The organism is Mesorhizobium sp. 113-1-2 (assembly GCF_016756475.1).
GTDB classification, from domain to species: domain Bacteria; phylum Pseudomonadota; class Alphaproteobacteria; order Rhizobiales; family Rhizobiaceae; genus Mesorhizobium; species Mesorhizobium loti_C.
This window is the reverse complement of record NZ_AP023242.1, coordinates 5227162-5253008: the sequence shown is the minus strand read 5'-3', so window position 1 is coordinate 5253008 and position 25847 is coordinate 5227162. Positions and strand designations below refer to the sequence as shown.

General features: G+C 62.1%; 28 protein-coding genes and 1 tRNA gene. 15 read left to right on the top strand and 14 right to left on the bottom strand.

Going from position 1 to position 25847, the window contains the following annotated elements:
• The first annotated feature begins 62 nt into the window (after window positions 1-62).
• Window positions 63-2204 (top strand): sodium-translocating pyrophosphatase, encoded by a 2142-nt coding sequence (locus JN279_RS25660; protein ID WP_202350586.1) that lies wholly within the window; start codon window positions 63-65, stop codon window positions 2202-2204.
• Window positions 2205-2282: 78 nt separating this feature from the next.
• On the opposite strand, the gene JN279_RS25655 is transcribed toward JN279_RS25660, so the two are convergent.
• The 3 genes from JN279_RS25655 to JN279_RS25645 form a co-directional block, all read right to left on the bottom strand.
• Entirely contained in the window at window positions 2283-3290 is a 1008-nt protein-coding gene (locus tag JN279_RS25655) for a glycosyltransferase family 2 protein (RefSeq protein ID WP_244734149.1), read from the bottom strand.
• A 1-nt stretch (window position 3291) separates the two neighbouring features.
• Window positions 3292-3837 carry a dTDP-4-dehydrorhamnose 3,5-epimerase family protein gene (locus tag JN279_RS25650; RefSeq protein ID WP_202350584.1) on the bottom strand — a complete coding sequence of 182 codons (546 nt, stop codon included), beginning with the start codon at window positions 3835-3837 and terminating at the stop codon, window positions 3292-3294.
• Window positions 3838-3997: 160 nt separating this feature from the next.
• Complete coding sequence (locus JN279_RS25645; RefSeq protein ID WP_202350583.1) at window positions 3998-4513, bottom strand: outer membrane protein assembly factor BamE; 516 nt, start codon at window positions 4511-4513, stop codon at window positions 3998-4000.
• 114 nt (window positions 4514-4627) lie between these two features.
• On the opposite strand from JN279_RS25645, the gene JN279_RS25640 reads away from it, so the two are divergent.
• The 7 genes from JN279_RS25640 (at window position 4628) to JN279_RS25610 (ending at window position 9473) form a co-directional block, all read left to right on the top strand.
• Window positions 4628-5176 (top strand): ubiquinol-cytochrome C chaperone family protein, encoded by a 549-nt coding sequence (locus tag JN279_RS25640; protein WP_202350582.1) that lies wholly within the window; start codon window positions 4628-4630, stop codon window positions 5174-5176.
• A complete protein-coding gene (locus JN279_RS25635) occupies window positions 5173-5721 on the top strand; it encodes a YceD family protein (RefSeq protein ID WP_202350581.1) in 549 nt (182 codons plus the stop codon). The genes JN279_RS25640 and JN279_RS25635 overlap by 4 nt, the downstream gene beginning before the upstream one ends.
• A 113-nt stretch (window positions 5722-5834) precedes the next feature.
• Entirely contained in the window at window positions 5835-6905 is a 1071-nt protein-coding gene (gene plsX / locus JN279_RS25630) for a phosphate acyltransferase PlsX (RefSeq protein ID WP_096457025.1), read from the top strand.
• A 9-nt stretch (window positions 6906-6914) separates the two neighbouring features.
• On the top strand, window positions 6915-7886 hold the full coding sequence (locus JN279_RS25625; protein ID WP_202350580.1) for a beta-ketoacyl-ACP synthase III: 972 nt from the start codon (window positions 6915-6917) through the stop codon (window positions 7884-7886).
• A 102-nt stretch (window positions 7887-7988) separates the two neighbouring features.
• Entirely contained in the window at window positions 7989-8312 is a 324-nt protein-coding gene (locus JN279_RS25620) for an integration host factor subunit alpha (RefSeq protein ID WP_010915609.1), read from the top strand.
• A 213-nt stretch (window positions 8313-8525) separates the two neighbouring features.
• Window positions 8526-9065, top strand: a complete 540-nt coding sequence (locus JN279_RS25615; RefSeq protein WP_202350579.1) for a MerR family transcriptional regulator — start codon at window positions 8526-8528, stop codon at window positions 9063-9065.
• Between the two features lie 105 nt (window positions 9066-9170).
• A complete protein-coding gene (locus JN279_RS25610; RefSeq protein WP_202350578.1) occupies window positions 9171-9473 on the top strand; it encodes a hypothetical protein in 303 nt (100 codons plus the stop codon).
• Between the two features lie 90 nt (window positions 9474-9563).
• On the opposite strand, the gene JN279_RS25605 is transcribed toward JN279_RS25610, so the two are convergent.
• The 3 genes from JN279_RS25605 to JN279_RS25595 all read right to left on the bottom strand — a co-directional run bounded on the left by JN279_RS25605 (window position 9564) and on the right by JN279_RS25595 (window position 11804).
• Window positions 9564-10520, bottom strand: a complete 957-nt coding sequence (locus tag JN279_RS25605) for an ATP-grasp fold amidoligase family protein (protein WP_202350577.1) — start codon at window positions 10518-10520, stop codon at window positions 9564-9566.
• A 268-nt stretch (window positions 10521-10788) separates the two neighbouring features.
• Entirely contained in the window at window positions 10789-10992 is a 204-nt protein-coding gene (locus tag JN279_RS25600) for a hypothetical protein (RefSeq protein WP_096457034.1), read from the bottom strand.
• Window positions 10993-11189: 197 nt separating this feature from the next.
• Window positions 11190-11804, bottom strand: a complete 615-nt coding sequence (locus tag JN279_RS25595; RefSeq protein ID WP_202350576.1) for a hypothetical protein — start codon at window positions 11802-11804, stop codon at window positions 11190-11192.
• Between the two features lie 276 nt (window positions 11805-12080).
• Between JN279_RS25595 and JN279_RS25590 the strand changes: the two genes are divergently transcribed.
• From JN279_RS25590 to JN279_RS25565, 6 genes are all read left to right on the top strand, one after another.
• The gene (locus JN279_RS25590) at window positions 12081-12365 is read left to right on the top strand and encodes a helix-turn-helix domain-containing protein (RefSeq protein WP_202350575.1); all 285 of its coding nucleotides are present in this window, start codon (window positions 12081-12083) and stop codon (window positions 12363-12365) included.
• A gap of 184 nt (window positions 12366-12549) precedes the next feature.
• Window positions 12550-13008: a YbaK/EbsC family protein gene (locus JN279_RS25585; RefSeq protein ID WP_202350574.1), complete on the top strand. Its 459-nt coding sequence runs from the start codon at window positions 12550-12552 to the stop codon at window positions 13006-13008.
• 323 nt (window positions 13009-13331) lie between these two features.
• Window positions 13332-13499 carry a hypothetical protein gene (locus JN279_RS25580; protein ID WP_095201709.1) on the top strand — a complete coding sequence of 56 codons (168 nt, stop codon included), beginning with the start codon at window positions 13332-13334 and terminating at the stop codon, window positions 13497-13499.
• A 103-nt stretch (window positions 13500-13602) separates the two neighbouring features.
• Window positions 13603-13857, top strand: coding sequence for a hypothetical protein (locus tag JN279_RS38335; protein ID WP_244734148.1), 255 nt, complete (start codon window positions 13603-13605; stop codon window positions 13855-13857).
• A gap of 837 nt (window positions 13858-14694) precedes the next feature.
• On the top strand, window positions 14695-15486 hold the full coding sequence (locus tag JN279_RS25570) for a class I SAM-dependent DNA methyltransferase (protein WP_244734147.1): 792 nt from the start codon (window positions 14695-14697) through the stop codon (window positions 15484-15486).
• 353 nt (window positions 15487-15839) lie between these two features.
• The gene (locus JN279_RS25565) at window positions 15840-16094 is read left to right on the top strand and encodes a hypothetical protein (RefSeq protein ID WP_096457040.1); all 255 of its coding nucleotides are present in this window, start codon (window positions 15840-15842) and stop codon (window positions 16092-16094) included.
• A gap of 210 nt (window positions 16095-16304) precedes the next feature.
• On the opposite strand, the gene JN279_RS25560 is transcribed toward JN279_RS25565, so the two are convergent.
• The 6 genes from JN279_RS25560 to JN279_RS25535 all read right to left on the bottom strand — a co-directional run bounded on the left by JN279_RS25560 (window position 16305) and on the right by JN279_RS25535 (window position 21707).
• A complete protein-coding gene (locus JN279_RS25560; RefSeq protein ID WP_202350573.1) occupies window positions 16305-16670 on the bottom strand; it encodes a hypothetical protein in 366 nt (121 codons plus the stop codon).
• 308 nt (window positions 16671-16978) lie between these two features.
• Window positions 16979-17055: transfer RNA gene (locus JN279_RS25555), tRNA-Pro, on the bottom strand.
• 54 nt (window positions 17056-17109) lie between these two features.
• Complete coding sequence (locus tag JN279_RS25550) at window positions 17110-18381, bottom strand: O-antigen ligase family protein (protein ID WP_202350572.1); 1272 nt, start codon at window positions 18379-18381, stop codon at window positions 17110-17112.
• On the bottom strand, window positions 18378-19913 hold the full coding sequence (locus JN279_RS25545; RefSeq protein WP_202350571.1) for an undecaprenyl-phosphate glucose phosphotransferase: 1536 nt from the start codon (window positions 19911-19913) through the stop codon (window positions 18378-18380). The genes JN279_RS25550 and JN279_RS25545 overlap by 4 nt, the downstream gene beginning before the upstream one ends.
• Before the next feature lie 89 nt (window positions 19914-20002).
• Window positions 20003-21133 carry a glycosyltransferase gene (locus JN279_RS25540; protein WP_096457052.1) on the bottom strand — a complete coding sequence of 377 codons (1131 nt, stop codon included), beginning with the start codon at window positions 21131-21133 and terminating at the stop codon, window positions 20003-20005.
• 10 nt (window positions 21134-21143) lie between these two features.
• The gene (locus JN279_RS25535) at window positions 21144-21707 is read right to left on the bottom strand and encodes a polysaccharide biosynthesis/export family protein (RefSeq protein WP_096459198.1); all 564 of its coding nucleotides are present in this window, start codon (window positions 21705-21707) and stop codon (window positions 21144-21146) included.
• Between the two features lie 256 nt (window positions 21708-21963).
• On the opposite strand from JN279_RS25535, the gene JN279_RS25530 reads away from it, so the two are divergent.
• Entirely contained in the window at window positions 21964-24243 is a 2280-nt protein-coding gene (locus JN279_RS25530; RefSeq protein WP_202350570.1) for a GumC family protein, read from the top strand.
• A 16-nt stretch (window positions 24244-24259) separates the two neighbouring features.
• Here JN279_RS25530 and JN279_RS25525 read toward each other — a convergent pair whose 3' ends face one another.
• Together JN279_RS25525 and JN279_RS25520 are read right to left on the bottom strand one after the other, a co-directional pair.
• Window positions 24260-25096, bottom strand: a complete 837-nt coding sequence (locus JN279_RS25525; protein WP_202350569.1) for a GNAT family N-acetyltransferase — start codon at window positions 25094-25096, stop codon at window positions 24260-24262.
• 4 nt (window positions 25097-25100) lie between these two features.
• Window positions 25101-25847, bottom strand: a complete 747-nt coding sequence (locus JN279_RS25520) for an aspartate/glutamate racemase family protein (protein WP_202353795.1) — start codon at window positions 25845-25847, stop codon at window positions 25101-25103.

Below are 25847 nucleotides of genomic sequence, written 5' to 3'. Positions count from 1 at the left end.
GTCTTTGTCTCAACGGCCCAGGGAGGGGTTCTTTTGGGCCAGCAATCGAGGAAAATTCGGCAATGACCATACTTTACGCCGTCATCGCCTGCGGCTTGCTTTCTGTCCTTTACGCCATCTGGGCGACACGGTCGGTCCTTGCGTCCGATCAGGGCAATGCACGCATGCAGGAAATCTCCGCCGCCATCCGCGAAGGCGCGCAAGCCTATCTGGCGCGCCAGTACACCACCATCGCCATCGTCGGCGTGGTCGTGCTTTTGCTCGCCTGGTGGCTGCTTTCGATCTCCGCCGCGATAGGCTTCCTGATCGGCGCCGTCCTGTCGGGCGCCGCCGGCTTCATCGGCATGCATGTTTCGGTGCGGGCCAATGTGCGCACCGCACAGGCAGCCTCCAACAGCCTTGCCGCCGGTCTCGACATCGCCTTCAAGTCGGGCGCCATCACCGGCATGCTGGTCGCTGGCCTGGCGCTGCTCGGCGTGTCGATCTACTACCTCATCCTGACCGGTCCGATGGGCCTGCAGCCCAATGACCGCATCGTCATCGACTCGCTGGTCTCGCTCGGCTTCGGCGCCTCGCTGATCTCGATCTTCGCCCGTCTCGGCGGCGGTATCTTCACCAAGGGTGCCGATGTAGGCGGCGATCTCGTCGGCAAGGTCGAAGCCGGTATCCCGGAAGATGATCCGCGCAACCCGGCCACCATCGCCGACAATGTCGGTGACAATGTCGGCGATTGCGCCGGCATGGCCGCCGATCTGTTCGAGACTTATGCCGTCACCGTCGTCGCCACCATGGTGCTCGGTGCCATCTTCTTCGGCGGTACCGCCGCTCTGCAGACTGCGATGCTGTATCCGCTGGCCATCTGCGGCGCCTGCATCCTGACCTCGATCGTCGGCACCTTCTTCGTCAAGCTGGGCTCGAACGGCTCGATCATGGGCGCGCTCTACAAGGGCCTGATCGTGACCGGCCTGCTGTCGATCGTCGGCCTCGGCATCGCCACCTCCGCTACAGTTGGCTGGGGCGAGATCGGCACCGTTGCCGGCATGATCATCACCGGCAAGAACACTTTCATCTGCGGCCTGATCGGCCTCGTGGTGACCGGTTTGATCGTGGTGATTACCGAATACTACACAGGCACAGGCAAGCGTCCGGTGAACTCGATCGCCCAGGCGTCGGTGACCGGTCACGGCACCAACGTCATCCAGGGCCTCGCGGTCTCGCTGGAATCGACGGCGCTGCCGGCCATCGTCATCGTCGGCGGTATCATCTCGACCTATCAACTCGCAGGTCTTTTCGGCACGGCGATCGCGGTGACGACGATGCTCGGCCTTGCCGGCATGATCGTTGCTCTCGATGCCTTCGGCCCGGTCACCGACAACGCCGGCGGCATTGCCGAAATGGCCGGCCTGCCCAAGGAAGTGCGTCACTCGACCGACGCGCTCGACGCGGTCGGCAACACCACCAAGGCGGTGACCAAGGGCTATGCCATCGGCTCGGCCGGCCTCGGCGCGCTGGTGCTGTTCGCAGCCTATTCGAATGATTTGAAGTTCTTTGCCGCCAATGGCGACAAATATCCCTACTTCCAGGGCATGGGCGAGGTTTCCTTCGACCTCTCCAACCCTTACGTCGTCGCCGGCCTGATCTTCGGCGGCCTCATCCCCTATCTGTTCGGCGGCATTGCCATGACGGCCGTCGGACGTGCGGCAGGCTCGATCGTCGAGGAGGTGCGCAAGCAGTTCCGTGAAGATCCGGGCATCATGGCCGGCACCTCCAAGCCGAACTATGCGCGTGCGGTCGACATTCTGACCAAGGCGGCGATCCGCGAGATGATCATCCCGTCGCTGCTGCCGGTGCTGGCGCCGCTCGTCGTCTATTTCGGCGTGCTCTTGATCTCGGGTTCGAAGGCCTCGGCCTTCGCAGCCCTTGGCGCCTCGCTGCTCGGCGTCATCGTCAACGGCCTGTTCGTCGCCATCTCGATGACCTCGGGCGGCGGCGCCTGGGACAACGCGAAAAAGTCGTTCGAGGACGGTTTCGTCGACAAGGACGGCGTCAAGCACCTGAAGGGATCCGAGGCGCACAAGGCCTCGGTGACCGGCGATACGGTCGGCGATCCCTACAAGGATACGGCTGGTCCGGCGGTCAACCCGGCGATCAAGATCACCAACATCGTGGCGCTGTTGCTGCTGGCCGTGCTCGCGCACGGCTGAACGGAGCCAGCCGTCAGACAGAAACCCGCGGGGAGCGATTCCCGCGGGTTTTGTTTGGCTCCGCTCAGGTACGCTGCCTCAGTCGCCGTTCGGCTCGGCGCCATCGCTTTCGGCAAGCCCGCGATAGCGGGCCAGCAGGTCGTCCGGTCCTGGTTCCCGTTCAGGCATGGGCGGCAGGCCGCGCACCTTTCTCAGGCCGGGCATATAGGAATCACGTCCGTATTTGCGGCGAAATTCGACGGATCTCGGATGGATGCCGCATGCGGCCCAAAGCCTGCGTTTCAGATAGCTGGATTTCTTCAAGGGGCGAGGGGCCGTGGCTGCGGCAAGAACCTTGATGCGCAGGTCGTTCGGCATTCGCATGGCGTCGATAAGTTCTTCCTGTTCCACCGCCGTGTCTTCGACATAGCTGCCACTGCGCTGGCCGGAGAAGATGCTGAGCACCGTCAGGTGTGGCAGGGTCGCGATCACGGCCCCCTTTCGCCAGGCCCGGAAGAGCCAGTCCTGCGAACTTTCGCAGGCGCACTCGTTGGCGCGGCGCCAGGGGCCAAGCCAGCCCAGCGACGCCCGCCTGGCCATCTGTGCCGATCCGTATCCGGCTGTGATGACGGGATCGTAAAGCCCGCCCTTGCCCATCCCGTAGATTGAGGTCTTGAGAGGATCGCCTTTCATCCGAGCAGGTTCGATGATGGCGCCGCGCGCGATGACGATATCGGCGCCGGTCGCATCGATCCAGCCGGTCATCGCCGCGAGATGGTCTGGAAACCAGAGGTCGTCATGGTTGAGCAAGGCGACGAACCGACCGCGTGCCCTGGCAAAGCCGATATTGTTGGGGCCGGATTGCTCGCCGAAATTGACCGGCAGGTTGATATAGATGATGCGCGGATCGTCGAATTCGGCGGTGAGAGCCGCTGTTTCGGGGCGACAGGCATCGCCAATCACCAGAATTTCAAAGTCCTGCAAGGTCTGGCCCAGCACGCTGCGGAGCGCCTGTCGCAAGGCAGCGGGGCGGTTGTGGGTTGCAATCACCACCGAGACGAGCGGCGCGGTCTGCCCGGTTGCATCGGACCGGCCGGGTCGTTCCACGCTACACCAGTTTATAAGGGATGTGCTGCGTGTCCGCCGGCAGGCGCCAATGGTCCGGCGCGTCGTAGGCATAGGCCTTGTCGACAAGGTTGAGCAGCAGGGCGATTTCCGGCCCGAGCGCCGTCACGCCATGCCACACGCCTGGCGGGATGACGACGATCGCCGGCCGCAAGGCGCCGACGATCTTGTGCCAGACAGTGCCGAAGCTGGGCGAAGCCTTTCGGCCGTCATAGAGCGATATGCGCACACTGCCGGCACAGCAGAAAAGCCGATCCTGTGTCACCTTGTGTGCATGCCAGCCGGTCACCGCACCCGGATACATCGTGCGCTGGAAGACCTGGCCGACGGGCAGTTGATCGAGGTCCCACTCGTCCCGGAACACCTCGGTGAGATAGCCATTGGACGTCGCGACCGGTCTGATTTCCTTGATCCTGACGCCGTCGATTGCCGGTGGCTCGATGGCAAGCCAGTCCGGGCTCACGGTCTGCCGGTCAGGCGTCCCGGCGGCCATCCAGCCATCCGGCGCTACGCGCTCGCCACTGCTCATTCTCAAAATCCCAAAAACCCGCTGGATTTGATACGGGCTCGCCTCATCGCTGGCAAGCCGGGCTTGCCTTGGCCAAACAAAAACCCGTGAGATCGCTCCCACGGGTTTTCGGTCGCCTGAGATGTTGCTGCTTTCCCTGTAGGCAAGCAGGGTCTGATGATCAGGGAGTGCCGCCGCCGGGGACGCCGGGCGCCAGCTTGCTGGCGCCGTTGATGATCTGGCTGAGGAAGTTCTGGTCCTTGCCGCCAGTCGGCGTGGTGCGCGAGATGAAGTCGAAAATCTTGCCGTCCTTCAAGCCATAATTGGCGATCTGGGTGACGCGGCCATCGGCGCCGAAATAGACCGCCAGCACCTTCTGGTCGACGAGCCTGGGCTTGTCGAAGGCGACATAGCGCTTGCGCGTTTGCGAAATGTAATAAAACGCCTCATTGTCGAAAGTCGCGGTGGTCGACGGCGTGCCAAGCGCCAGAAGCACCTGCTCGCGGCTGGAACCGACGGGCACCGAATCGACGGCCTGCTGGTCGTAGACATAGCCTTGCGTGAACGTCTCGCTCGGATTGAGGTCGCCGATCATCTTGTTGGTGTGACACGCCGAAAGCGCCGAAACGACGAGCAGCAGCGAGATTGCGCCGGCAGGCCTGGACGAGAAGGTCGACTTGAAATTCAGCGCGCGCAACAACAATTCTCCATTATATCGCCGCAACTTGCGCTGGGCCGCAAAACCGGTAAACCAGCTTGCCTGCCGATGCAACAAGGCCAATTCAACAAACGGTCCCCGGAGACCATCCCCATGTTCCAGCGCCTTTTTGGTCGCGAACGCCACGCCAACCGCGCCATAACGGACGCGCTTTACGCACAAATCGTGGCGGCGGCGCGGCAGAGTGTATTTTATTCCCACTGGAATGTGCCGGACACGCCGCTCGGCCGTTTCGAGATGCTTTCATTGCATATGTTCTTGTTCCAGCATCGCTTGCGTGGCGAGGACGGCGTGGCGCAGGAGATCGCCCAGGTGTTGATCGACGAGTTCTTCCTCGACGTCGATCATTCGCTGCGGGAGCTGGGCATTGGTGATGTCGGCGTGCCCAAGCGCATGAAGAAATTGGCGAAGATGTTTTATGGCCGCACCGCCGCCTATGATGACGCGCTGGAAAGAAACGATCGCGACGGGTTGACCGCGGCTCTTGCCCGCAATATCCGGCCTGACGCCGGCACCTGGCCGGAGGCGCCGCAATTGGCCGACTATGTCGCCGATGCCTGTCGGCAGCTGGCCGCGCAGCCGTCCGAATCAATCGTGTCCGGCACGGCGGCGTTTCCGTTCGCCAGGGAGGTTGATCGATGAAGCATGCTGATCCGCTAAGCCCGGTTTCCTTTTTCGCGAATGTCGCCCGCCTGCCGCAGAAGGGGCTGCCCGTGGTGATCGAGGCTGACGCCGCACAGCGCGCCGCACTCGCCGAGGAGCACGGGCTGCTGTCGGTCGAAGCCTACCGCGCGGAACTTCTCGTGGCCTCCTGGAAGCGCAATGGCGTGAAGGTCAGCGGCCGCGTCGAGGCCGATATCACACAGGCCTGCATCGTCACGCTCGACCCCGTCGCGGCGCATATCGACGAGCCGGTCGAGGCGTTGTTGCTGCCCGAGGATTCCAAGCTTGGGCGGCAGGGATTCGAAGGCGGCGGTGAGATCCTGCTCGATGCGGACGGCCCTGACAGTCCCGAAACCTTCTCAGGCGACACGATCGATGTCGGGGCTCTCGCCGAACAATTCTTCGCACTGGCAATCGACCCCTATCCGCGCAAGCCGGGCGCGTCGCTGAATGCCGGCGGCGAGACCGAAGCGGTGGAGAATGAATTTCAGCAAAAACTGCGATCCTTGCTGGGAAAATCCTGAAAACCTTGCCCGCGATGGAAAAGTCGGTTGTGTGAAAAGCCAAAACCGCTATTTTCGCCGAACCTTCGCGACCACTAAAGCGACCTGCCGCATAACCGTGAGATAAATACCGCGTGATCAGGATTTCCATCGATGCCATGGGCGGCGATCACGGACCAGCCGTGGTCATTCCGGCGCTCATGACGGTCGCCACCCGCCGTCCCGACATCCGCTTCGTCATCTATGGGCGTGAGGAAGTCGTGCGCCCCGAACTGGCCAAGTTTCCCAAACTGGCCGAGGTGAGCGAATTCTTCCACTGCGAGATCGCCGTCAGGATGGACGACAAGCCGAGCCAGGCGCTGCGCCATGGCCGCTGGAAGTCGTCGATGTGGAAGGCGGTCGAAGCGGTCAAGTCGGGCGCCGCGGACGCCTGCATCTCCGCCGGCAACACCGGCGCCTTGATGGCGATGTCGAAATTCTGCCTGCGCACCATGGCCACCATCGAGCGCCCGGCGATCGCGGCATTGTGGCCGACATTGCGCGGCGAAAGCGTGGTTCTGGACGTCGGCGCCACCATTGGCGCCGATGCGCACCAACTCATTGATTTCGCCATTCTCGGCACCGGCATGGCGCGCTCCGTCTTCGGCATTGCCCGGCCCACCGTCGGCCTGCTCAATGTCGGTGTCGAAGAGATCAAGGGCCAGGAAGAGGTCAAGGAAGCGGGGCGCATGCTGCGCGAGGCCAACATGGCCTCGATGAACTATCATGGCTTTGTCGAAGGCGACGATATCGGCAAGGGCACGGTCGACGTGGTGGTGACCGAAGGCTTCGCCGGCAACATCGCGCTGAAGACGGCGGAAGGCACCGCGCGCCAGATCGCAGGCTATCTGCGTGCCGCGATGAGCCGCACGCTGATGGCCAAGATCGGCTATGTTTTCGCTAAGGGCGCTTTCGATCGCCTGCGCGAAAAGATGGATGTCGGCCGCTCCAACGGCGGCGTCTTCCTGGGGCTGAACGGCATCGTCGTCAAAAGCCACGGCGGTGCCGATTCGGATGGTTTTGCCGCGGCGATCGAGCTCGGCTATGACATGGTGCGCAACAATCTGCTGGACCGTATCGAGGCCGACCTGGACCTTTTTCATGCGCGCAACCCGCATGCCCTGTCATCCCGGAAATCCGACGTCGTTACCGACGCGAAGGAATAGGAAAGAACTTTGATCAGATCAGTCGTGCGCGGCACGGGCGCCGCGCTGCCCCGCCGCATCATGAAGAATGCCGATTTCGAGGGCATGGTCGAAACCTCGGATGAGTGGATCGCCCAGCGCACCGGCATCCGCCAGCGCCATATCGCGGCCGACGACGAGACGACGGCTTCGCTGGGCGAGGCGGCTGCCCGTGCCGCCCTTGCCGATGCCGGACTGACGCCGGACGATATCGACCTGATCGTGCTGGCAACGTCGACGCCCAACAACACATTCCCGGCCACTGCGGTCGAGATCCAGAACCGGCTCGGCATGCATCATGGCTTTGCCTTCGATATGCAGGCGGTGTGCTCGGGCTTCGTCTATGCGGTGACGACAGCCGACCTCTACATCCGTGGCGGCCTGGCCAAACGCGTGCTGGTGATCGGCTCGGAAACATTCTCGCGCATCCTCGACTGGAGCGACCGCTCGACCTGCGTGCTGTTCGGCGACGGCGCCGGGGCACTGATCCTGGAAGCAGGCGAGGGGGCCGGCACGATTGCCGACCGCGGCGTTCTGGCCGCCAGCCTGCGCTCCGACGGCGTGCACAAGGACAAGCTTTTTGTCGACGGCGGACCGTCGACGACGGGAACGGTCGGCCACCTCAGGATGGAAGGCCGCGAAGTCTTCAAGCACGCGGTCGGCATGATCACCGATGTCATCGAGGCAACCTTCTCGGCCGCCGGCATATCGGCCGAAGATCTCGACTGGTTCGTGCCGCACCAGGCCAATAAACGGATTATTGACGCTTCCGCCAAGAAGCTCGGTATTGCAGAACAAAAGGTGGTGGTTACGGTCGATTTGCACGGTAACACCTCGGCGGCTTCGGTGCCGCTGGCGCTTTCGGTGGCCGTCGCTGACGGTCGCATCAAGAAGGGCGACCTCGTCCTTCTGGAAGCGATGGGCGGCGGCTTCACCTGGGGCGCCGTTCTGGTTCGCTGGTAAGTGTAGAACGGCTCGGTTTCGGTCCTTGACCTTGCCGGATCAATTACTTAGGCTCAGCCGTTGTTGTGCCGATTTTGTGTTTTGAGCTGATGGGACGGTCGCATGGGGGGAAAGACACTTACGCGTGCCGACCTGGCGGAGGCTGTCTACCGAAAGGTCGGTCTGTCGCGCACTGAATCCGCCGAACTCGTCGAAGCGGTGCTGGACGAAATTTGCGAAGCCATCGTGCGTGGCGAGACGGTCAAGCTGTCGTCCTTCGCGACGTTCCATGTCCGCTCCAAGAACGAGCGTATCGGGCGCAATCCCAAGACCGGTGAAGAGGTGCCGATCCTGCCGCGCAGGGTGATGACCTTCAAGTCGTCGAACGTCTTGAAGAACCGCATCTTGCGCTCGCATCAGAACAGCAAGGCCAAGGGCGGCAAATAGCCTCCATTGTACGGTTGAAAACCGGCCCCGCCATGACGCCGGGCTTGAATATTGTTTCACAAACCGCTGAAATAAGGCCCGATTCGGCAGCATGGCCGGATTGGCGTTCCGCGTTGATCCATTCCACGCAAGTGGAATAAGCTTCTCTCTTTGTTGAAGCCTGATCTCGCTGAATACCGTTCCGGATCACGCTCCAGCGTGAGGATTTCGCCCATGGACAAGAGCCCTGACGCCTTCCGCACCATCTCAGAGGTCGCTGAAGATCTCGACCTGCCGCAGCATGTGCTGCGCTTCTGGGAGACGCGCTTCAACCAGATCAAGCCGATGAAGCGCGGCGGCGGCCGCCGCTATTACCGGCCGCAGGATGTCGAACTGATCAAGGGCATCCGCCACATGCTCTACGACCAGGGCTACACCATCAAGGGCGTGCAGAAGCTGCTGCGCGAGAATGGCAATCACTTCCTGGTCGCCATCGGCAATGGTGACATGGCCGCCGTCGAGGCGATCTCGCAACGAAAGCAGGCCGACCAGGTGCCGCTGACGCCGGCGGCGCAGCCGCGCGGCGGCGATGACGAGCTGGTTGGCCAGCCAAGGGTCAAGCCCAGCCGCCGCTTTTTCGGCCTGGGCAAGAGCGATGATGAAGGTCCGGTTCAGCCGGACTCGTCGAAACTCTCGCGCGACAATCGCGCGCTGCTGCAGGAAGCGCTGTTCGATCTCCTGGAATGCAAGCGCCTGCTTGACCAGGTGCGCTGACCGCCGCACGACGCGCTTTGAAGCCTCGAGGCCGGAACCCGCCTTCGGGTGAGGCGTTACGTTTCCTTCTGCAAGATATCCTTCTGCAAGATAAGGAAACGCATGATGGCATCATTTTCGACCCTATCGGACATCGACCTCGAAAGGCAGGTCGCGGCTCTCTCGAGGGAACTCGCGGCGTTGCGCAAGGCGATGTCAAAGCGGGGTGGCGCTTACTATGAAGATGGCCGCGATGCCGCTCTCGACACATATTCCGACCTTGCTGGGCGTCTGCGGGATGCGATGCCGGCAATCCGCAAACAAAGCAGGGTGATCGAGAAATCGGCCCGTGATCACCCGGCAGCGGTCGCCGCCGTTGGCCTTGTGGTGCTTGGCCTGGTCGCCAGTTTGCTGTTCAGCCGGCGCTGAGGAGCGATCACAGTGTCCCTTCCGTAGCAATGACGGCAAGAACAGCGGCCGCCTTTCGGAGCGGTCGCTGTCGTCTTTATCGAGGGCCGCTTAGTTCTCGAACCTGGCGCGGAGCGCGTCGGCATAGAGGCGCACAATCCCCTTGTGGCGCCGGCGCAGGAAGGCGGATTGGTCGAGCCGCCAGAGCCGCTCGATCTCGCCGGCGAACGCCGGATTGGTGGTGGTGCCATAGCCGGCGCCGGGATAGACGACGATCTCGCCGGCGTAGAGGCAATTGTCGGTGACCAGGAAGTCGATGCGGATGTAGTCGAGGTTGCCGGCGATGACAGGGGCGATCGATATAGCCTGCCGGACATAGTCGAGAAGCCGCGCATTGACAGGCACCGCCTGGTCTTCACGGGGATAGTCCGGATCGCGCCCCGGCAATGGATTGGCGTCCCGGTCCAAAAGCAGCGAACGCCCCGCTTCCTTATCCTCGACCCAGGCATGCGTTATCACGCCACCGCAAACATGCACTTTGATGTCGGTGGCGATCCTTGCGCCGGAAAGCGCCAGCCGCTCCTCCACGAAAACGGTGGGAACAACAGGCCAATAGGCCCATTCGCCATTGCGGCGGCCGTAGCGTTTTCGCAGCCAGTGCCTCGCCTTGGCGATGATCAGGCCGCGATTGGGGGCGCCATCGGCAACGAATATGTTCATCGCGCAGCCGTGGTTTGTCTTGACGATGACATCGCCGGCCAGCAGCTCGAGAGGAATGTCGGCAGGATCGCGCCCGGACCAGAGCGTCCGTGGCAAGGCGAGGTCGGGGCAGGCGCTGTGGATATGGGCCTTGGCAGCGAGCTTGTCGGTCAGCGTCACGAACAGCGGGTTGCGGTCGACGATTTTTCGCCAGAGCAACATTTCGTGGTATGTTTTTGGCGCCGCCAGATTGGGCAGATAGCCGAGTTTCATCACGAACCGCACCGTCAGCGCGGGGTGACGAAGGGTCAACAACAACCCAGCGACCGACAGAATAATGCGTCCTGTCCAGGAGGCCTCGGCAGTCATCGGGGGTACCTGGCCCTGTTCGTGAACGCCCGATCCAGTGCGATGCACCGTTCAGCAACATTCCTTGCCGTATCGCGATTTAGCGCCGCGTGAAAGATTTCTCTTCTCGTCGCGGTATCGGGATTGGCGTCGAAAGTCCTAGGCCAGCAGGATCGTCCGGCGAAATTCCACAGGCCCGGTTTGATGTCGGACCGGCAATGCATAACCAAGAGAAGACCAGCCTTGAACAAGAAGCCAAGGCCGGTCTTCTCGTTGACAGTCGGTATGCTTAGTAGGTCTTCTTTGCCATCTTCTTCACGTGGTGGTGGTGATGATGGTAGTGATGATGGTGGTAGTAGTGATGATGATGGTGGTGATGATGACGATGATGCTTTGCCATCGGGGCCGCGTCCGCGCTCGTCGCGCCGATGACCGGCGCCGTGAAAGCGAGTGCAACTGCAAGCCCGAGGGCCGAGAGCAGGGACTTCTTCATGGGTCGTTTCCTTCTTTCGTCGGCGGATCTTAAAAATCGGGTCGATGGCCCGATCGCCGCGCATGGAATTACGCTCCTGATTTTTTTCGTCAGTATTTCCCGATTGTAGAATTTTGTTTCCCGCATGTTTCTGGGGAACCGGCTTCCCGACACTTTATTGTGAGGGCCGAAAAGCCGGCTCTTGCCGCAAATTTTGGCTACATCGGCGGGATCACGCCATTGTTTCCCACCACGACGCGGCTGGAGCTCAGCGTCCCGTCAGCCTCGCGCTGGGCGGTAACGAAGATCGTCGCGCCTGGCTTGAGATCGGCCGACGTGGCTGAGGCGAAGGTCACGACGGGCGTGTTGTCGGGGATCGAAATCTTCTTGGTTTGCCCGTTGTCGTAGGTAAGCGTCACGGCGCGTCCGTTTATGTCGGTGACGTCGGCCACGGTGCCATTGGTCATGCGGCTGTTCGGCTGCAGGTCCCACGGACGGTCGCCCTCGCCAGTGCCTTTCAAGGCGGCTGGGAAGATCACCACTTCCAGGGCGCCGCTCCCGCCATCCGCTTTCGAGACGGAAGCAATGCCGAGGAAATCGCCCTGCTTGATGTCTTTTTCGGAGGCGCTGGCGACGCCCGAAATCTTCCAGCCGGTGTTGAGCTTGATCGCTGACGTATCGCCCTGGCGGGTTTTGACGGTGAGCAGCGACGGTTCGAAGCTGACCACCGTGCCGCGCACGCGCAAAGCGTCCGCCGCTTGGGCGCCGCCTACAGCGGCAACGGAAAGGCTGGAGATCGCACCGAGCACGACCATGAATGTCTTGAAGTTCATTGCAGGGATCCTTCTGGGAACGGGCTGGCTGGAACCGGATGGTTTTCACCCCAGCGCATCAGAACAACGAACAGGTGGGCCGAAACCTCCCCGCAAAAAGGTGTCGGGGTGTTCAAAAGAACTTGATGGCGCGGGTGAGAGCGCCTCGCAGGCATTCGGTTCACGATAGCGTGACGGCTTTCGGCTCTTGGCAAATCGCTTTTGAGCGGGCATGTTCCTGCTCGTCTCAGGCAACACTCCATTTTGATCAAACTCTTTCAGCCACCGGAGTTGCCAATGCCCAACAATGCAAAAAGCCATGCCCTCTCCGAACCGTTAGCCAGTGAGATCGGGCCGGATTACACCACCCTCAGAGCCATGCGGGAAAGCCGCGGATACAGCGTGGAAGAGCTTTCCCTGACCTGCGGCCTCTCGGTCGGCGAGATCGAGGATATGGAGAACGGCCGGGCGGCCGATCCGTCGAAGCTGCGTCGTATCGCGTCCGCGCTTCGCATGCCCCAGGACGCTCTCATCGCTTCCGCCACACCGACGCCGGCCGCACAAGGCCGACCCCTGGCATAGACCGGTACCAGGCATGCAGGAGAACCCGCCAAGGCCCGCTTGGCGGGTTTCTTGTTGATGTGACGGTGTTCTCCAACAGGCCGGGCTTGCCGATTTATCGATCGCACGTGTTTATATCTGCGGCATCCAAATCTGCGCCAATCGCGCATACCCCTGCATCGTGTTGAACCGTGGGTTTTTCGATATGAGCCTGGACTCCGTTCGCGCCTTCTTCGCCGCTCATGCGCCTGATATCGAGGTCATCGTCACGCAAGGGAGCTCGGCGACGGTGACGCTGGCGGCGGAGGCGCATGGCGTGTTGCCGGCGCAGATCGCCAAGACCATCTGCCTGCGCGTCGGCGGCCGCACCATGCTGGTCGTGACCAGCGGCATCGCCAGGCTGGACAACCGCAAGTTCAAGGACCAGTTCGGCGGCAAGCCGCGCATGCTGGACGCGGAGGAAGTCGTCGCCGCCACCAGCCATCCCGTCGGCGGCGTCTGCCCATTCGGCCTGCCGGCGCCGCTGCCGGTCTACTGCGACGTGTCGCTGCGCGAGTTCGACGAGGTGGTGCCAGCGGCAGGCGCCACCAACGCAGCGGTACGGATTGCACCACAGAGGATGGCCGATCTTATTGGGGCTGAATGGGTGGATATATGCCAGTAGCTATCGACGGGAAGTTGGAGTGGCAATCCAGCCTCTGTCTCCCATAGTGCTCCCGCGCCATAGCTTGAGAGGTCTTAAGCGATCGTTCAGCCAATCGGGCCAATATGTCTGCGGCTGCAGCTCGACTGTGATGTCGCATCGACCGGAATAATTCACCTGCAGGTTCACGGTCCCGAACAGCGTTGTGGAGCCGTCGCGAATGTCGGTCGCCACAATCATGTCCTGCACTTGCTGGTCAAGCAGAATGACGCCTGGGCAACTATCGCCAGCCGACCGTGGAACATTCCCTTTGGCGCTGTGTTGATGCGCAAAGGGAGAATTTCATGATCCGTTGGCTGGTCAGAATTGGGGCACTCTATGTCGCGTACAAATTCGGCGAAGAAGTCGGTCGCGCACAGGCTCGTGTCGAATTGTATCCGCAACCTCCATTGGATTACGAGCGCCTTCCGTCAGATCGGAACGAAGACGAGTTTGGAATCGAGCCCTTCTGACTTCTACGGCCATCGAGCCTGGCGGCCGCATCCAGTTCAGCGAGCCTCTGCCCGGCGAGGCCAAGGGATTTTCCATCTGCTCGACAAGGCCGGCCTTGAAGGAATGGTATCGAAGCGCCGCGACAGCAAATACCGCAGCGGCCCGTCGACAAACTGGCTGAAGGCCAAATGCTACTTGGTGGACGAATACGAGTTGCTCGGCGTCGAGCGTGAGGCTGGCAAACCTGCCTTTGCCTTGATGGCCGATCGGGCGACCGGCCGCTATGTCGGTTCGGCGTTCATCAATTCCAGCCAGGCTATCCGCGAGCGGCTGTGGAAGCGGTCCAGGAGCACGCCGGGCCGGCGCCACAGGGGATGAAGCGACCGGCGACGCAATGGGTGAAGCCCGGCATCATCGGCCATGTGAAGCATCTGCGCGGCGAGGAGGATCTTTGGCACGCTTCGCTGTAGGATTTCCGAGAGGAAGACGATGGCCGTGGCTAAGAAGGTCACGTGCCGGTAGCATCCGTGACCTATCCTCCGGCATAGCGCAGCTTGGCGGGGCGCTGCGAACCTCTAGTCGGCTTTCGAAGATAGCGCCCGAAGATCTCTAGCTTCTCTTCATAGCCAATGCGCACCCTATCCTTGCAGCCTTCGCAATTGAAAACCCCGATCGTTCGGAGCCAAGACCCTGGCTTCACGATAGGATGCGAGCAGATCGGGCATGAAAATTCGACCAGAACGTCGCGCAGTTCATCGGACAAAGGCATTTCGTCATTGCTCCTCAATCCGATGCCCGCCACCTCCGGTGAGTTGGCGGGCATCGATCTGACCGGCGATGAAGAAGGGCACTTACTCGGCGATCGATGTCCTAACCACGCACGGTCATTCGGGTTGCAGGCCTCAGACCTTTGCGCACAACAGCCCGACCAAAGTCGTAAGACGAGGAGCTTTCAGCCGATGGATTGGCCGGCGACAACCGCGCGAGAAGCGTCGGAGCGGTAGCAGAGCGGCCAGCCGGAAACGCGCGGTGGTCACGCCGTCCAGGCACGAGCGAAAGGCCATGATCAGCGAAGTGGAGAAGCGGGCAGCCTGAACTGACGCCCCTCTCGGCATGATCGGAATTCTGCCCCCTGCTATAATTTTTTGTAAGGTTTGCGTCATGTGATCGGATGAAGATCGATCGGGACGAGTGAATTTTATTGGCAAGCCCAGAATGGAGGTTGTTGTGATGGGCGGTTCTCATGGTGATGTGTTGACCGAGCGGTCATTCGAGGGGAGCTCTTATAGCGATTACCGATCGAGCCATCAGACCCCAGGCTACGGCACCGATTACACAAAAACCTTCTGTTCCGGCTACTATGCTGCCTTGTGGTTGCGTATCGAACGCCCCCTTGTGGAAGGCATTCTCAGGCCTCTTGGCGGGCCGGATCGCAGCTGCCTCGACTTCGCGTGCGGCACGGGGCGCGTCACAACTGTTGCAGGCCCATTGTTCGGTGAGGTCGTTGGCGTCGACGTCTCTCAATCCATGCTTGCTTGCGCGCGGGTTCCGAGCAACGTCAAACTGGTGAAAGCCGATCTGACGGTTGCCCCCCTTTCCAGAAGATTCGACGTGGTTACAGCTTTTCGATTCTTCTTGAACGCTGAAGACACTCTTAGGCGGGACGCACTGTCGGCCATTCATGAGCATTTGAACGACGGTGGGTTGCTGGTTTCGAACATCCACATGAACGCAACCTCGCCAATGGGGCTTGTCTGCCGCTTTCTCAACCGAATTCGGGGGCGCGTCGTGCGCAGTACGTTGAGCATCCACGCATATCGCCAGATGCTCGTTTCCAACGGGTTTGTCGTCGAACGGGTCATCGGCTATGGGTTTTTGCCGCGGCCCGGGTGGCTGGTACCAAGGCTTTGCGAAATGTTGGTCGGGCCTGTTGAAACGATATGCTGGCGAACTGGTCTCCCAGCACGCTTTGCTCAGAATTTCTTAGTGGTCGCCAGAAAGCGATAGTCGCAGAAGCCGGCTATTGCTTTCGTCGATCCACGCTCATCGTCAGGGGCGGCGTCGGATCCACAGGGGAGTAGGGTGCCGATCGGCCGTGTTGCCTGGCACCGCGTTCTAAACCCTGCGCAGCTCTGATCACGGCCTCGCGGCTGTTGCCGTGTTTTAGGATCAACTCCCAGACCAGATCCGCTGTCAAACCGTTCTCCGAAGCGAAACATTCGACCTCATGGTCGTGTATAGCATCATGCCAAGGCTTAAAGCCGCCCATTTGGGACTCCGCTCTAGGCGCCGCATGGCAAGTATATGCGTTGATGCTAATATAATCGAAACGTGCGAACGAAGGACGTAAGGCCCTGGCGATGTCTGAGAATCCCGTCACAACGTACATCGTAAGCGTCTTCGACAAACCGCACTGGCGCACCATCCTCACCACCAAGGACAAGGCTGAAGCTGAGGCAATGGAACAGGCAATTCTACGGGACGGCGTTAAGGCGCAGATCGAAGAAATCACGCCGAAGGCAAAAAGCGGTAATGGGCGGCGGCGAGCCGCAGCCACCTGCCAGAAACCCCAACAGCTCGCCGTCGGCAGAGCTACGAGGCCTAGACGTGTTTAGTTTCACTGAAAACGGCCGGCGCCGCCTGAATGCGCCGGCCAGACGAGCCTGCGGTCGCTTATGGATGTGGATCCTTGCCGCGACAGGATGATACTGGGTGACAGCCTGAAGCCGATTTGCGGCATTGGCAGTCAGCATTCTGGCGGGAATGCTGCTCGATCCGCGTATCGCGGCATAGACCAAGCCACGCGCCCACTGCCGGCCACTAGTTTATCGCCCGATCCGGTCAAAGAAGTAGTCGGCCTGTACCAACGGCTGATATTTCCAATTGTATGCTCGAATCTCACTGTGCAGCGGGGAGTCGAAATCTTTCCCTCGTGAACCGTGAAAATCCTCTTCGTGCCAGAGATTCCCAGGATTGGCGCTGAGGCTGCGGACGTACACAAGTACATCAGCTTTGATCCCCGCACTTTCGAGGGCAGCAAGCAGGCAAACACCTTCCACTATCGATGGCAGATGAGATTCGGGAGTAACGGCCTTGGCGAGATTCCCAAGATCGAGATTTTGAAGATAGGCGCCCGCATTTTTCTTGATGAGCAGGCAATCCAGTTCAAAAACTTGGGCATTCAGAGCCATGCTGATCTGTCGGCCAAGAAAGCTCTTTCCCGATCCGTCGTGCCCATCGACACCGACAATCTTGGCGTCACGACGGGCAATTTCTGCCGCGAGTGCTTGTGGGTCCGTAACACCGGACGCTCAACGTTGTGGCCGCGCCAGAGACGGCGGCCAGTCGATTCGTCGTATGCGAAGGGATCCGGCTCTTCTATAGGACGCCCAGTTTTTGAACCGCATAACTGGCGGGTCGGCACAGCGCCGGCTGGCTACAAGGTGGCTGTAAATTTTGTAGCCATCTCTGGGGGAAACGGCTAACTCTTTGTTTTTGTTGGTCGGAGTGGCCGGATTCGAACCGACGACCCCTTGACCCCCAGTCAAGTGCGCTACCGGGCTGCGCTACACTCCGGACCGGTCGCGATGTATCGTGATAACCCCGCCCGGGTCAACCGAAATTCGGCGTTTATTGCGCTGGTATGGATGTGATCGCCGACAGGCCCGGAAATGCCGGCCGCAACAGAAGCTGATGGCGGTATTCGAGCGCGATGGCGCCCCAGACCAGCCCGAGCAGCAGATACATATGGCGCCAGTGGTCGATGTCGATGAAGGTGCCGAGTCCGATATTGCCGATGAAGGCGACATAGGCGCACAGGAGATAGGGCTGCCACGGCCGGTCGCGCAGCAAGATGCGGAACCCGGCCACCATGGTCCAGACGACGAGCGTCAGGAACGAGACGAAGCCGAGCCAGCCATAGTCCATCAGCATTTTCAGCCAGATGTCGTGCGTGTCCTCGCCGAACATCTTGCCGAAGACCAGCGGCCCGATGCCGAACGGACGCTCCATCGCCATCTGGAAGCCGATTCCGTAGCGGGCGAAGCGGCCGAGGCGGGCGGTGTCATAGCTCTGTTCGAGATGCGCGCGGCTGGAGAACATCTCCGACACACCGGGCAATTGCAGGATGACGATGATGGCGATCGTCAGCAAGGACAGCGCGGCGATGGTCATGATCACCACGCGCAACCGGAACTTGCCGCTGGCGCTTTGCAGGAACAGGCAGCCGGTGAGCAGCACGGCAGAGACGGCGAACATGCCCCAGGCGCCGCGCGAGAAGGAGAAGAAGATGCCCAATGTGATGATCAGCAGCGGCACCGCCAGCAGCGGCATGCGCGAGATCGAACCGGTCAGGATGAGATAGAGCAGATAGATGCCGGGCAGCACCAGAAAAGGCCCAAAAACGTTCGGGTCCTGGAAGGCGCCGGCGGCGCGGTCGTATTTGGTGAACATTTCGGCGCCGGGGAAGGCGTGGAAATAACCTGCTATGCCGAGCAGCGAGGTTGCCACCGCTGAGACGACATAAGCGTTGAAGATCAGCGGGTAGAGGCCTGGCCGCGTGGCGGTCACGGAGGCGAAGAACACCGCGCTGAAGGCGAGAAACAGCGACACGGAGAGATAGAGCGGCGTGAAGGCGAGGTCCGCCATCTGCGTCATCGAGATCATGCCGCCGATGTTCATCGTCACCAGCAGCACCAGCAAAGGCATGGCCGCACGCGAAATCCGCAAGCCGAACAGAGCCCAGATGGCGATCAGCCCGGCCATGTAGATTTCGTAGGGCGCCGGCTCGCTGATCACGAAGCCGGACAGAAGGATGCCGACCACCACCGCACTGGAGGAAATCAGCGCGATCAGCTTGGCGTTGACCGCGGCCTGCGGCAGCTCATGGGAAATCGCGCTCAATAGGCGTTTTCCGTGTTGAGCAGCCGGATCGGCGTCAGGAACAGGATTCTGAGATCGAACAGCAGCGACCAGTTCTCGATGTAGTAGAGGTCGTATTCCGTGCGCATGCGGATCTTTTCGTTGGTGTCCATCTCGCCGCGCCAGCCATTGATCTGCGCCCAGCCGGTGACGCCGGGCTTGACCTTGTGGCGGGCGAAATAGCCGTCGACCACCTCGTTGTAGAGCAGGTTGTGCGACTGTGCGGCGATCGCATGCGGGCGCGGGCCGATCAGCGACAGAGTGCCCAGCAGCGAATTGACGAATTGCGGCAGCTCGTCGATCGAGGTCTTGCGGATGAAGCGGCCGACGCGGGTGACGCGCGGATCGTTCTTGGTCACCGTCTGCTTGGCGGTCGGATCCGACCGGTCGGTGTACATCGAGCGGAACTTGTAGACCTCGATGATCTCGTTGTTGAAGCCGTGCCGCTTCTGCTTGAACAGCACTGGTCCCTTGCTGTCGAGCTTGATGGCGATGGCGGTCGCCAGCATCACCGGCGAGAAGACGATGATGCCGATCAGCGAGAAAATGATGTCGAAGGCGCGCTTGGCGACCGAATCCCAGTCGTTGATCGGCTTGTCGAATATGTCGAGCATCGGCACCGAGCCGATGAAGGAATAGGCGCGCGGACGGAACTGCAGCGCGTTGGAATGCGCCGAAAGCCGGATATCGACCGGCAGCACCCAGAGCTTCTTCAACAGCTGCAGCACGCGCGTTTCGGCGGTGAGCGGCAGCGACACGATCAGCATGTCGATACGGGCGATGCGGGCGAATTCGATCAGTTCCGAAATGGTGCCGAGCTTGGGATAGCCGGCGACGATCGGCGGCGAGCGCTTGTCGGAACGGTCATCGAAGATGCCGCAGATGCGGATGTCGTTGTAGGGCTGCTTTTCGACCGAGCGGATCAGGACTTCCGCTGCCTTGCCGCCGCCGACGATGACGGCGCGCCGCTCCATGCGGCCATCGCGCGCCCAGCGCCGGATCAGCCTCGACATCACCAGCCTGAGGCCGAAGAGCAGGACGAAACCGACGACGAACCAGGTGCCGAACAACAGCCGCGAATAGTCCTCCGACATCTTCGTGGCGAAGGCCGTCAACGCCATCAGCGCGAAAGCGCCGGCCCAGACCAGCAGGATGCGGCCAAAATTGGCGATCGGCCGCATCAGCGAAACCACCTGATAGCAATCGGTGACGTCGAGCAGCACCACGGCAAGGAATGACGCGGAGGCGATCGTCACCGGATATTGCCAGGCGAGATAGTTGAAGAAACCGACAAAGTAGAAATAGACGCAGAGCCCCGAAAGGAACAGGATCCCGAATTCGACCATGCGCAGGACGCCGCTGACCATGATCGGCGACATCGTATCGCGCCGGTATTGCGATGCGACCTGCCGGGCAACGTCGTTCATGCCGCCGGGCACATCGCCATCGGTCGGGCCGTCGAATTTACGCACCGCTTCGGGTGAAAAGCGGCGCGCGGGGTCGATCTCATTCATTGGGCTTTCCGCAAGCTTCCCCTCGGTCAATAGCAAAAGAGAGCTAAGAAACCCTTGAAACAACGCGTGGCTTTGGAAGGGCTCGGGCGTTACCTGCCGAGCGCGGCGAAGTAGGCCTTCTCGATTTCGGCGGCCATGACGTCGGCGCCGAAGCGCGCCCTGAGGCCGGCGACATCGGGCATCAGCCTGCCATAGGCGGCAAGGTCGGCCAGCGCCTCGCTTATCTTGTCGGCGAGTTCGGCCGGATCGGGCCGGATCAAGGCAGGGGAGTCGGAACCGAAGATCTCCGGTATGCCGCCGACGGCGGTGGCGATCATGGGTCTCGCCGCGGCAAGCGTCTCCAGCACGATATAGGGCATGGCTTCCGCGCGCGAGGGAACGACCACCAGCGCCGCCAGCGCGAAGGCCTCCCTGGCCGGCATTGGCGGCAGGAAGCGGACATGGCCTTGCAGTCCCAGGCGCTCCACCTGCGCGTGGTAGCGCGGCAGGTCGTCGCCGTCGCCGACCATCACGGCGCTCAGCGCGCGGCCAAGCCGGGGGCCGGCGGTTGCCAAGGCATCGATGAAGATGTCGGGTCCCTTCAGGTCCCGCATCATGCCGATATAGAGCAGGTCCGCCGCGTCCGGTGCGATGAGTACCGGCTCGAATTCGGCGGCGCGCAGTCCGTTGTAGACCAGAATGTTGGGGATCGGCGGCTCGCCCACCTTCCTGCGATAGGTCCGCCGCTCGTAGTCCGAGACGAACAGCAGGCAATCGGTGAAGCGCGCCATGGAGCGCTCGAGCGCGAAGAACAGCTTCCCCGTGGCTGTCGTTTCGTCATAGTGGAGTGAGCCGCCATGCGGCGAATAAAGGCGGGCTACGCGAGACCTTGATACCCGCAACAATGAGCCGAACAGACGGGCATAGGCGCCACCCTTGGCGCCGTGCCCGTGCAGCACGTCCGGCCGCAATTCCTTGATGATCCTGTAGGTGCGCCGCGCCGAGGCGAGGTCGCCCGGGCCGACATGGCGCTGCATTGGCGTGCGATGGATGCCGAGCGCCAGCATGTCCTTCATCTGCTCGAACAGGTGCTCCTCGAATTCGCCGCCGGTGGTCGAATCGCAGACGATGCCGACCACATGACCGGCAGCGACCTGCGCTTCGGTCAGGTCGCGCACATGCCGGAAAATTCCTCCGACCGGTGAACGAAAGCAGTGGACGATCCTGAGCTTGTCCGCCACGTGGTGTCTGTCAGAACAGGCGTTCGCGGACGTAGACGGTATCTCCGGGCAGCAGCGGATCGGATGTGACCACGCGGCCGGTCATCACCTTGCCGTTGATGTCGCGGGTGATGTCGACGCTTTCCTGGTTGGCGCGGGGCGAAAAGCCGCCGGCAATGGCGATGGCCTTCTGCACGGTCAGGCCTGGCACGTAGGAATACTGGCCGGCAGCCCCCACTTCGCCCATGACGAAGATCGGCCGATAGCGATCGATCTCGACCGAGACGTCGGGGTCGCGCAGATAGCCTTGCCGCAATTTGTCGGCGATTTCCTTTTCCATCTGTTGCGCGGTGTGGCCACGCGCCGGAATGGCGCCGACGAGTGGGAAGGAGAGGTAGCCGGACTGGTCGACACTATAGGTGTTGGTCAGTCCGTCCTGTTCGAACACGGTCACGCGGATGCGGTCGCCGGCGCCGAGACGGTAGGGTTGGTCGAGGACCTCGTGGAAGGCTGCCGGCGTCGGCCGGTAGCTGGAGCAGCCGGCGAGCATCGATACGGCAAGCAGAGCGTGAAAGAAGGAAGCAGTGCTTTTCATGACCGGATACGTACCTTCGACTGGCCGCTGCGGCGTCGCAGCAAACATCTGGGATCGGGTTCGTTATCATCCTGTTAGGGTTAATGGCCGGTAAAGGAGCCGGCCGATACCGCTCGCGCCAGCAAGGGTTTTGCCATTTTTATCGATTTTCTTGGGCGCTCGCAGTAATCCCTAACGGAGTATTACCGCGATCTTAACGGCTGAGTTACCATAGTTGTTTACGGTGCATCCTGACCCAGTTTCGGAGTAGGGATGCATGTCCGTTCAGTCCGCGGCCGCAGATGTCGACGTTGACCTCAGGCAGCTCTTCGCCAGCCTGGCGAGGAACTGGCTGCGCATAGTGCTCTTCGTTCTGGTGGTGACGGGTCTGGCGTTTGCCTTCGCTTCGTTGGCGACCAAGCACTACAAGGCCCAGACGCAGGTGGAAATCGCCCCGCGTGAATCCGTCTACACCCGTCCGGCCGGCAGCAACAATGACGGCGACAAGCCGATCCTCGACGAGCAAGGGGTCGCCACCCAGGTCCAGATCATTTCGTCCAACGAAATCCTCAAGCAGGTGGCGCAGAAACTCAACCTGTCGCGACTGCCCGAATTCGACGAAGCGAGCAACATGTCGTACCTGAGCCGCGTGCTGGTCCTGCTTGGGCTGAGGAACGACCCGACGGATGTTCCTCTCGACGAGCGTGTCCTGAAGAAGATGCGCGAGAAGCTCAACGTCTTTGGCGTTGAAAAGACCCGCATCATCGCCATCGAGTTCTCCTCCGAGGATCCCAAGCTCGCCGCCGCCATCCCCGATGCCATCGCCGCTGCCTATATTGCCGGGCAGGGCGCGGCCAAGAGCGAATCGAACACCGCCGCCGCGGACTTTCTGGCGCCCGAAATCGCTGACCTGTCGAAACAGGTCAGGGATGCCGAGGCCAAGGTCGCGGCCTATCGCGGCCAATCCGGCCTGTTGATGGGCGGCAACAATGCCACCCTGGCCACCCAGCAGCTGGCCGAGTTGTCGACCGAATTGTCGCGGGTGCGGGCCAACCGCGCCGCGGCCGAAGGCACCGCCGACAACGTGCGCAAGGCGCTGCAGAATGGTGGCTCTCTGGATTCGCTGCCGGAAGTGCTGTCGTCCGACCTGATCCAGCGTTTGCGGGAGCGGCAGGTTGAGCTGCGCGCCACCATCGCAGACCTGTCGACGACGATGCTCGACAACCATCCGCGCGTTCGCGCCGCGAAGTCACAGCTCGCCGATCTCGACGCGCAGATCCGCAGCGAAGCCCAGAAGATCATGAAGGGCCTGGTGATGCAGGCCGATGCGGCCAAGGCGCGCGAAAGCCAGCTCATCTCCGACGTCAACCAACTGAAGGCAGCATCGGCACAGGCCGGCAACGAGCAGGTCGGTCTCGACGCGCTGCAGCGCGATGCCGCCGCCAAGCGCCAGCAGCTTGAGCTCTATCTGACCAACTACCGCGAGGCGGCTTCGCGTCAGGACCGCAACTATGTGCCGGTCGACGCCCGCGTCTCCTCACCGGCTTCGGTGCCCTCCGAGCCATACTTCCCCAAGGTCGGGCCGATCGTTGGCGCGGCTGCGGCTGCTTCGCTGCTGCTGGCGGCCATATTCACATTGCTCAGGGAACTCTTCTCGGGCCGCGCCATGCGCCCGGCCCCGGGCGCCCGTTTTGCGCCGATCGACGAAGTGGCGATGCCGCCCACTACTTACCAGGAGCAGGCAGCTCAGGAGCCATCCGTCCGCCTTGAGCCGGCCGTCGCCAGTGCCAATCATGATGCCGCCGGGGCGCAGTGGCCCGAAACGGTGCCGGAACCGGAGATGGTGGTGCAGTCGCAGCCCGTTGCCGAGCCTGTTGCCACAGCCGCGCCTGCCGCCAAAGTGGAGGCCGTATCAGTCGCCGAGCCGGAGCCTGCCGTAGAGGCCCAGCGGCCGCGCTCGGTGCTCGGCGAGATCGACATCGAGAAGGCTGCTGAAAAGCTGATCGCCAGCGGCGCCGCACGCGCCATATTCGTTTCGCCCGAAGGCGACGAGGCGGCCGCGTCGGCGATCCTGGTGGCACGCGAAGTGTCCGACGCCGGCCTGCGCGTCCTCCTGCTCGATCTGACCGCCTCGGGTGCGGCGTCGCGGCCGATGCTGGACAGCGGACTTTTTCCCGGCATCACTGATCTGCTCGCTTCGCAGGCACAGTTCAGCGACGTGATCCATGCCGATCTCTATTCCGACTGCCATGTGATTCCCGTCGGCACCGCCGATCCGGTTCGCGCCATGCGCGCCGCCGACCGGCTGCCGATCATCATGCAGTCGCTGACCACCGCCTATGATCTGGTGGTGGTCGAATGCGGGCCGGCCGATGCACAAGGCATCAGCCGGCTGGGCGGCCAGGCCACGGAAGTGTTCCTGTCCATGCTCGAGCCGGACGACGAAGTGACGAAGGCCGCGGTCAAGCTGATCGAGAGCGGCTACCCCGACCTGACGCTTGTGACGCCGCTTGGCCATGAGCCGCCAGGCACGCCGGGTCGGCGCTCCGCGGCCTGACGGCCGAGCCCTCGGCCTATCCCAGCTCCAGCGTCGTCACGCCGAATATTCTCTGGGCATCGAGCTTCGGCGGGGGCCCCTTGTACATGCGGGTGGTGCTGAAGGTCGGTGCGAAACCCGCTGCATCGAGCGCCGCGATGAAATCCACCTGGGTGGCCGGGACGTCGATATTCAGTTCGCCACCCTCGCATGCGGTTGCCAACTCCCCGAGCAAATCGAGTGCTGTCTGCACGTCGTCGGCGAAGAGCGGGCCGATCTTGAAGCCGCTGCGGCAGGATCGCGCCACCGCATAGCCGGCCGTTCCCCGCGATGTGATCGCCGCCAAGGCATGGTGAGGCGGCTGCAGCCAGCGCTGCAGGAAAGAGCGCCGGGGCGCGGGAAAGCAAAGCGCGTCATATCCGATGATGTCGGGTCCCGGTCGCGCACTCACCACGCGAGGCCGCCCGGCGCCGACGGGCGGGAACGCGGCGCGCCCGCTGTAGCGGATGGTCTCGTAAACCGGCTCGAACCCCTTGCTCCGATAGTTGGCCTGCTGCTCTTCGACGCCGTCGAGGCCGATGGTGCGCCCGGCCAGCCTGTCCATGCCCGCGGTCCACACCGCTTTGCCGTAGCCCTTGCCGCGCATGTCCGGACGGCAGATGTAGAGGCCGATGAAACCGAAATCCCGTCCATAGGCCACCGCCGAGATCGCGGCGACCATTTCGCTGCCGACAAAGGCACCGATGAAACCCTCCGGATCCGCCGCCTGGAACATTGCCGCATCTTCGAGGCCTGGGTTCCAGCCCTCCGCCGCCGCCCAGTCGATGAGAACTCCCAATTCCTGAAGGGACAGCGTGCGGATGGTCGGTTTCATGTGCTTACTCCGCGGCGACAGCTCCCGGCGAGAACGATTTCAGCACACCACGATAGGGCTTGGCCAGCGGGCTGGCATAGGCGCCGCGCTTCGATGTCGACAGGCCGAGCGCAATCAGCGCTTCGGCCTGCTTGATCGCGGCGCCGACACCGTCGATGACCGGCAGTCCGAAATCCACCTGCAACTGGTGGGCAAGATCCGCCATGCCGGCGCAGCCAAGCACGATGGCCTCGGCACGATCCTCTTCGACGGCCCGGGCGATCTCGTCGCGCAGCTTGCCAACCGCTCCTGATGCTGGATCCTCGAGCGCCAGCACCGGAATGTCGGCCGCCCGCACACGCGCCCGTCCCGCCATGCCGTAGCGCTGCACCAACCCCTCCACCGGCACGCGCGAGCGTTCGGTGGTGGTCACGACGGTGAAGCGTTGGGCGATGAAGGAGGCCATGCTGAGGGCGGCCTCGCAAATGCCGATGACGGGGATGCTTGCCATGGCGCGCGCGGCGTCGAGGCCGGTGTCGTCGAAACAGGCGATGATCGCCGCCCGGGCACCGCGGCGTTCGCCGGCGGCGATCTCCATCAAAAGGCCCGGCACGGCCAGAGCCTCGTCATAATAGCCCTCGATCGAGGCCGGTCCCGTCGACGAGGTGACGGCGACGATTTCGGTCGAGACGCCGGCGACTGCGCGCGCCGCCGCACCAATGGTCTCGGTCATGCTGGCCGTCGTGTTGGGGTTCACCACCAGAATCTGCAC

What these genes read in the sequence shown, in the direction of transcription:
- JN279_RS25635 (WP_202350581.1), top strand. Translation starts at nt 5,173, where the DNA reads ATGAAGCATGCTGATCCGCTAAGCCCGGTTTCCTTTTTCGCGAATGTC.
- JN279_RS25640 (WP_202350582.1), top strand. Translation starts at nt 4,628, where the DNA reads ATGTTCCAGCGCCTTTTTGGTCGCGAACGCCACGCCAACCGCGCCATA.
- JN279_RS25615 (WP_202350579.1), top strand. Translation starts at nt 8,526, where the DNA reads ATGGACAAGAGCCCTGACGCCTTCCGCACCATCTCAGAGGTCGCTGAA.
- JN279_RS25545 (WP_202350571.1), bottom strand. Translation starts at nt 19,913, where the DNA reads ATGAATGAGATCGACCCCGCGCGCCGCTTTTCACCCGAAGCGGTGCGT.
- JN279_RS25530 (WP_202350570.1), top strand. Translation starts at nt 21,964, where the DNA reads ATGTCCGTTCAGTCCGCGGCCGCAGATGTCGACGTTGACCTCAGGCAG.
- JN279_RS25535 (WP_096459198.1), bottom strand. Translation starts at nt 21,707, where the DNA reads ATGAAAAGCACTGCTTCCTTCTTTCACGCTCTGCTTGCCGTATCGATG.
- JN279_RS38335 (WP_244734148.1), top strand. Translation starts at nt 13,603, where the DNA reads ATGGTATCGAAGCGCCGCGACAGCAAATACCGCAGCGGCCCGTCGACA.
- JN279_RS25560 (WP_202350573.1), bottom strand. Translation starts at nt 16,670, where the DNA reads ATGGCTCTGAATGCCCAAGTTTTTGAACTGGATTGCCTGCTCATCAAG.
- JN279_RS25600 (WP_096457034.1), bottom strand. Translation starts at nt 10,992, where the DNA reads ATGAAGAAGTCCCTGCTCTCGGCCCTCGGGCTTGCAGTTGCACTCGCT.
- JN279_RS25525 (WP_202350569.1), bottom strand. Translation starts at nt 25,096, where the DNA reads ATGAAACCGACCATCCGCACGCTGTCCCTTCAGGAATTGGGAGTTCTC.
- JN279_RS25585 (WP_202350574.1), top strand. Translation starts at nt 12,550, where the DNA reads ATGAGCCTGGACTCCGTTCGCGCCTTCTTCGCCGCTCATGCGCCTGAT.
- JN279_RS25590 (WP_202350575.1), top strand. Translation starts at nt 12,081, where the DNA reads ATGCCCAACAATGCAAAAAGCCATGCCCTCTCCGAACCGTTAGCCAGT.
- JN279_RS25595 (WP_202350576.1), bottom strand. Translation starts at nt 11,804, where the DNA reads ATGAACTTCAAGACATTCATGGTCGTGCTCGGTGCGATCTCCAGCCTT.
- JN279_RS25580 (WP_095201709.1), top strand. Translation starts at nt 13,332, where the DNA reads ATGATCCGTTGGCTGGTCAGAATTGGGGCACTCTATGTCGCGTACAAA.
- JN279_RS25605 (WP_202350577.1), bottom strand. Translation starts at nt 10,520, where the DNA reads ATGACTGCCGAGGCCTCCTGGACAGGACGCATTATTCTGTCGGTCGCT.
- JN279_RS25650 (WP_202350584.1), bottom strand. Translation starts at nt 3,837, where the DNA reads ATGAGCAGTGGCGAGCGCGTAGCGCCGGATGGCTGGATGGCCGCCGGG.
- JN279_RS25660 (WP_202350586.1), top strand. Translation starts at nt 63, where the DNA reads ATGACCATACTTTACGCCGTCATCGCCTGCGGCTTGCTTTCTGTCCTT.
- JN279_RS25620 (WP_010915609.1), top strand. Translation starts at nt 7,989, where the DNA reads ATGGGGGGAAAGACACTTACGCGTGCCGACCTGGCGGAGGCTGTCTAC.
- JN279_RS25570 (WP_244734147.1), top strand. Translation starts at nt 14,695, where the DNA reads ATGGAGGTTGTTGTGATGGGCGGTTCTCATGGTGATGTGTTGACCGAG.
- JN279_RS25610 (WP_202350578.1), top strand. Translation starts at nt 9,171, where the DNA reads ATGGCATCATTTTCGACCCTATCGGACATCGACCTCGAAAGGCAGGTC.
- JN279_RS25565 (WP_096457040.1), top strand. Translation starts at nt 15,840, where the DNA reads ATGTCTGAGAATCCCGTCACAACGTACATCGTAAGCGTCTTCGACAAA.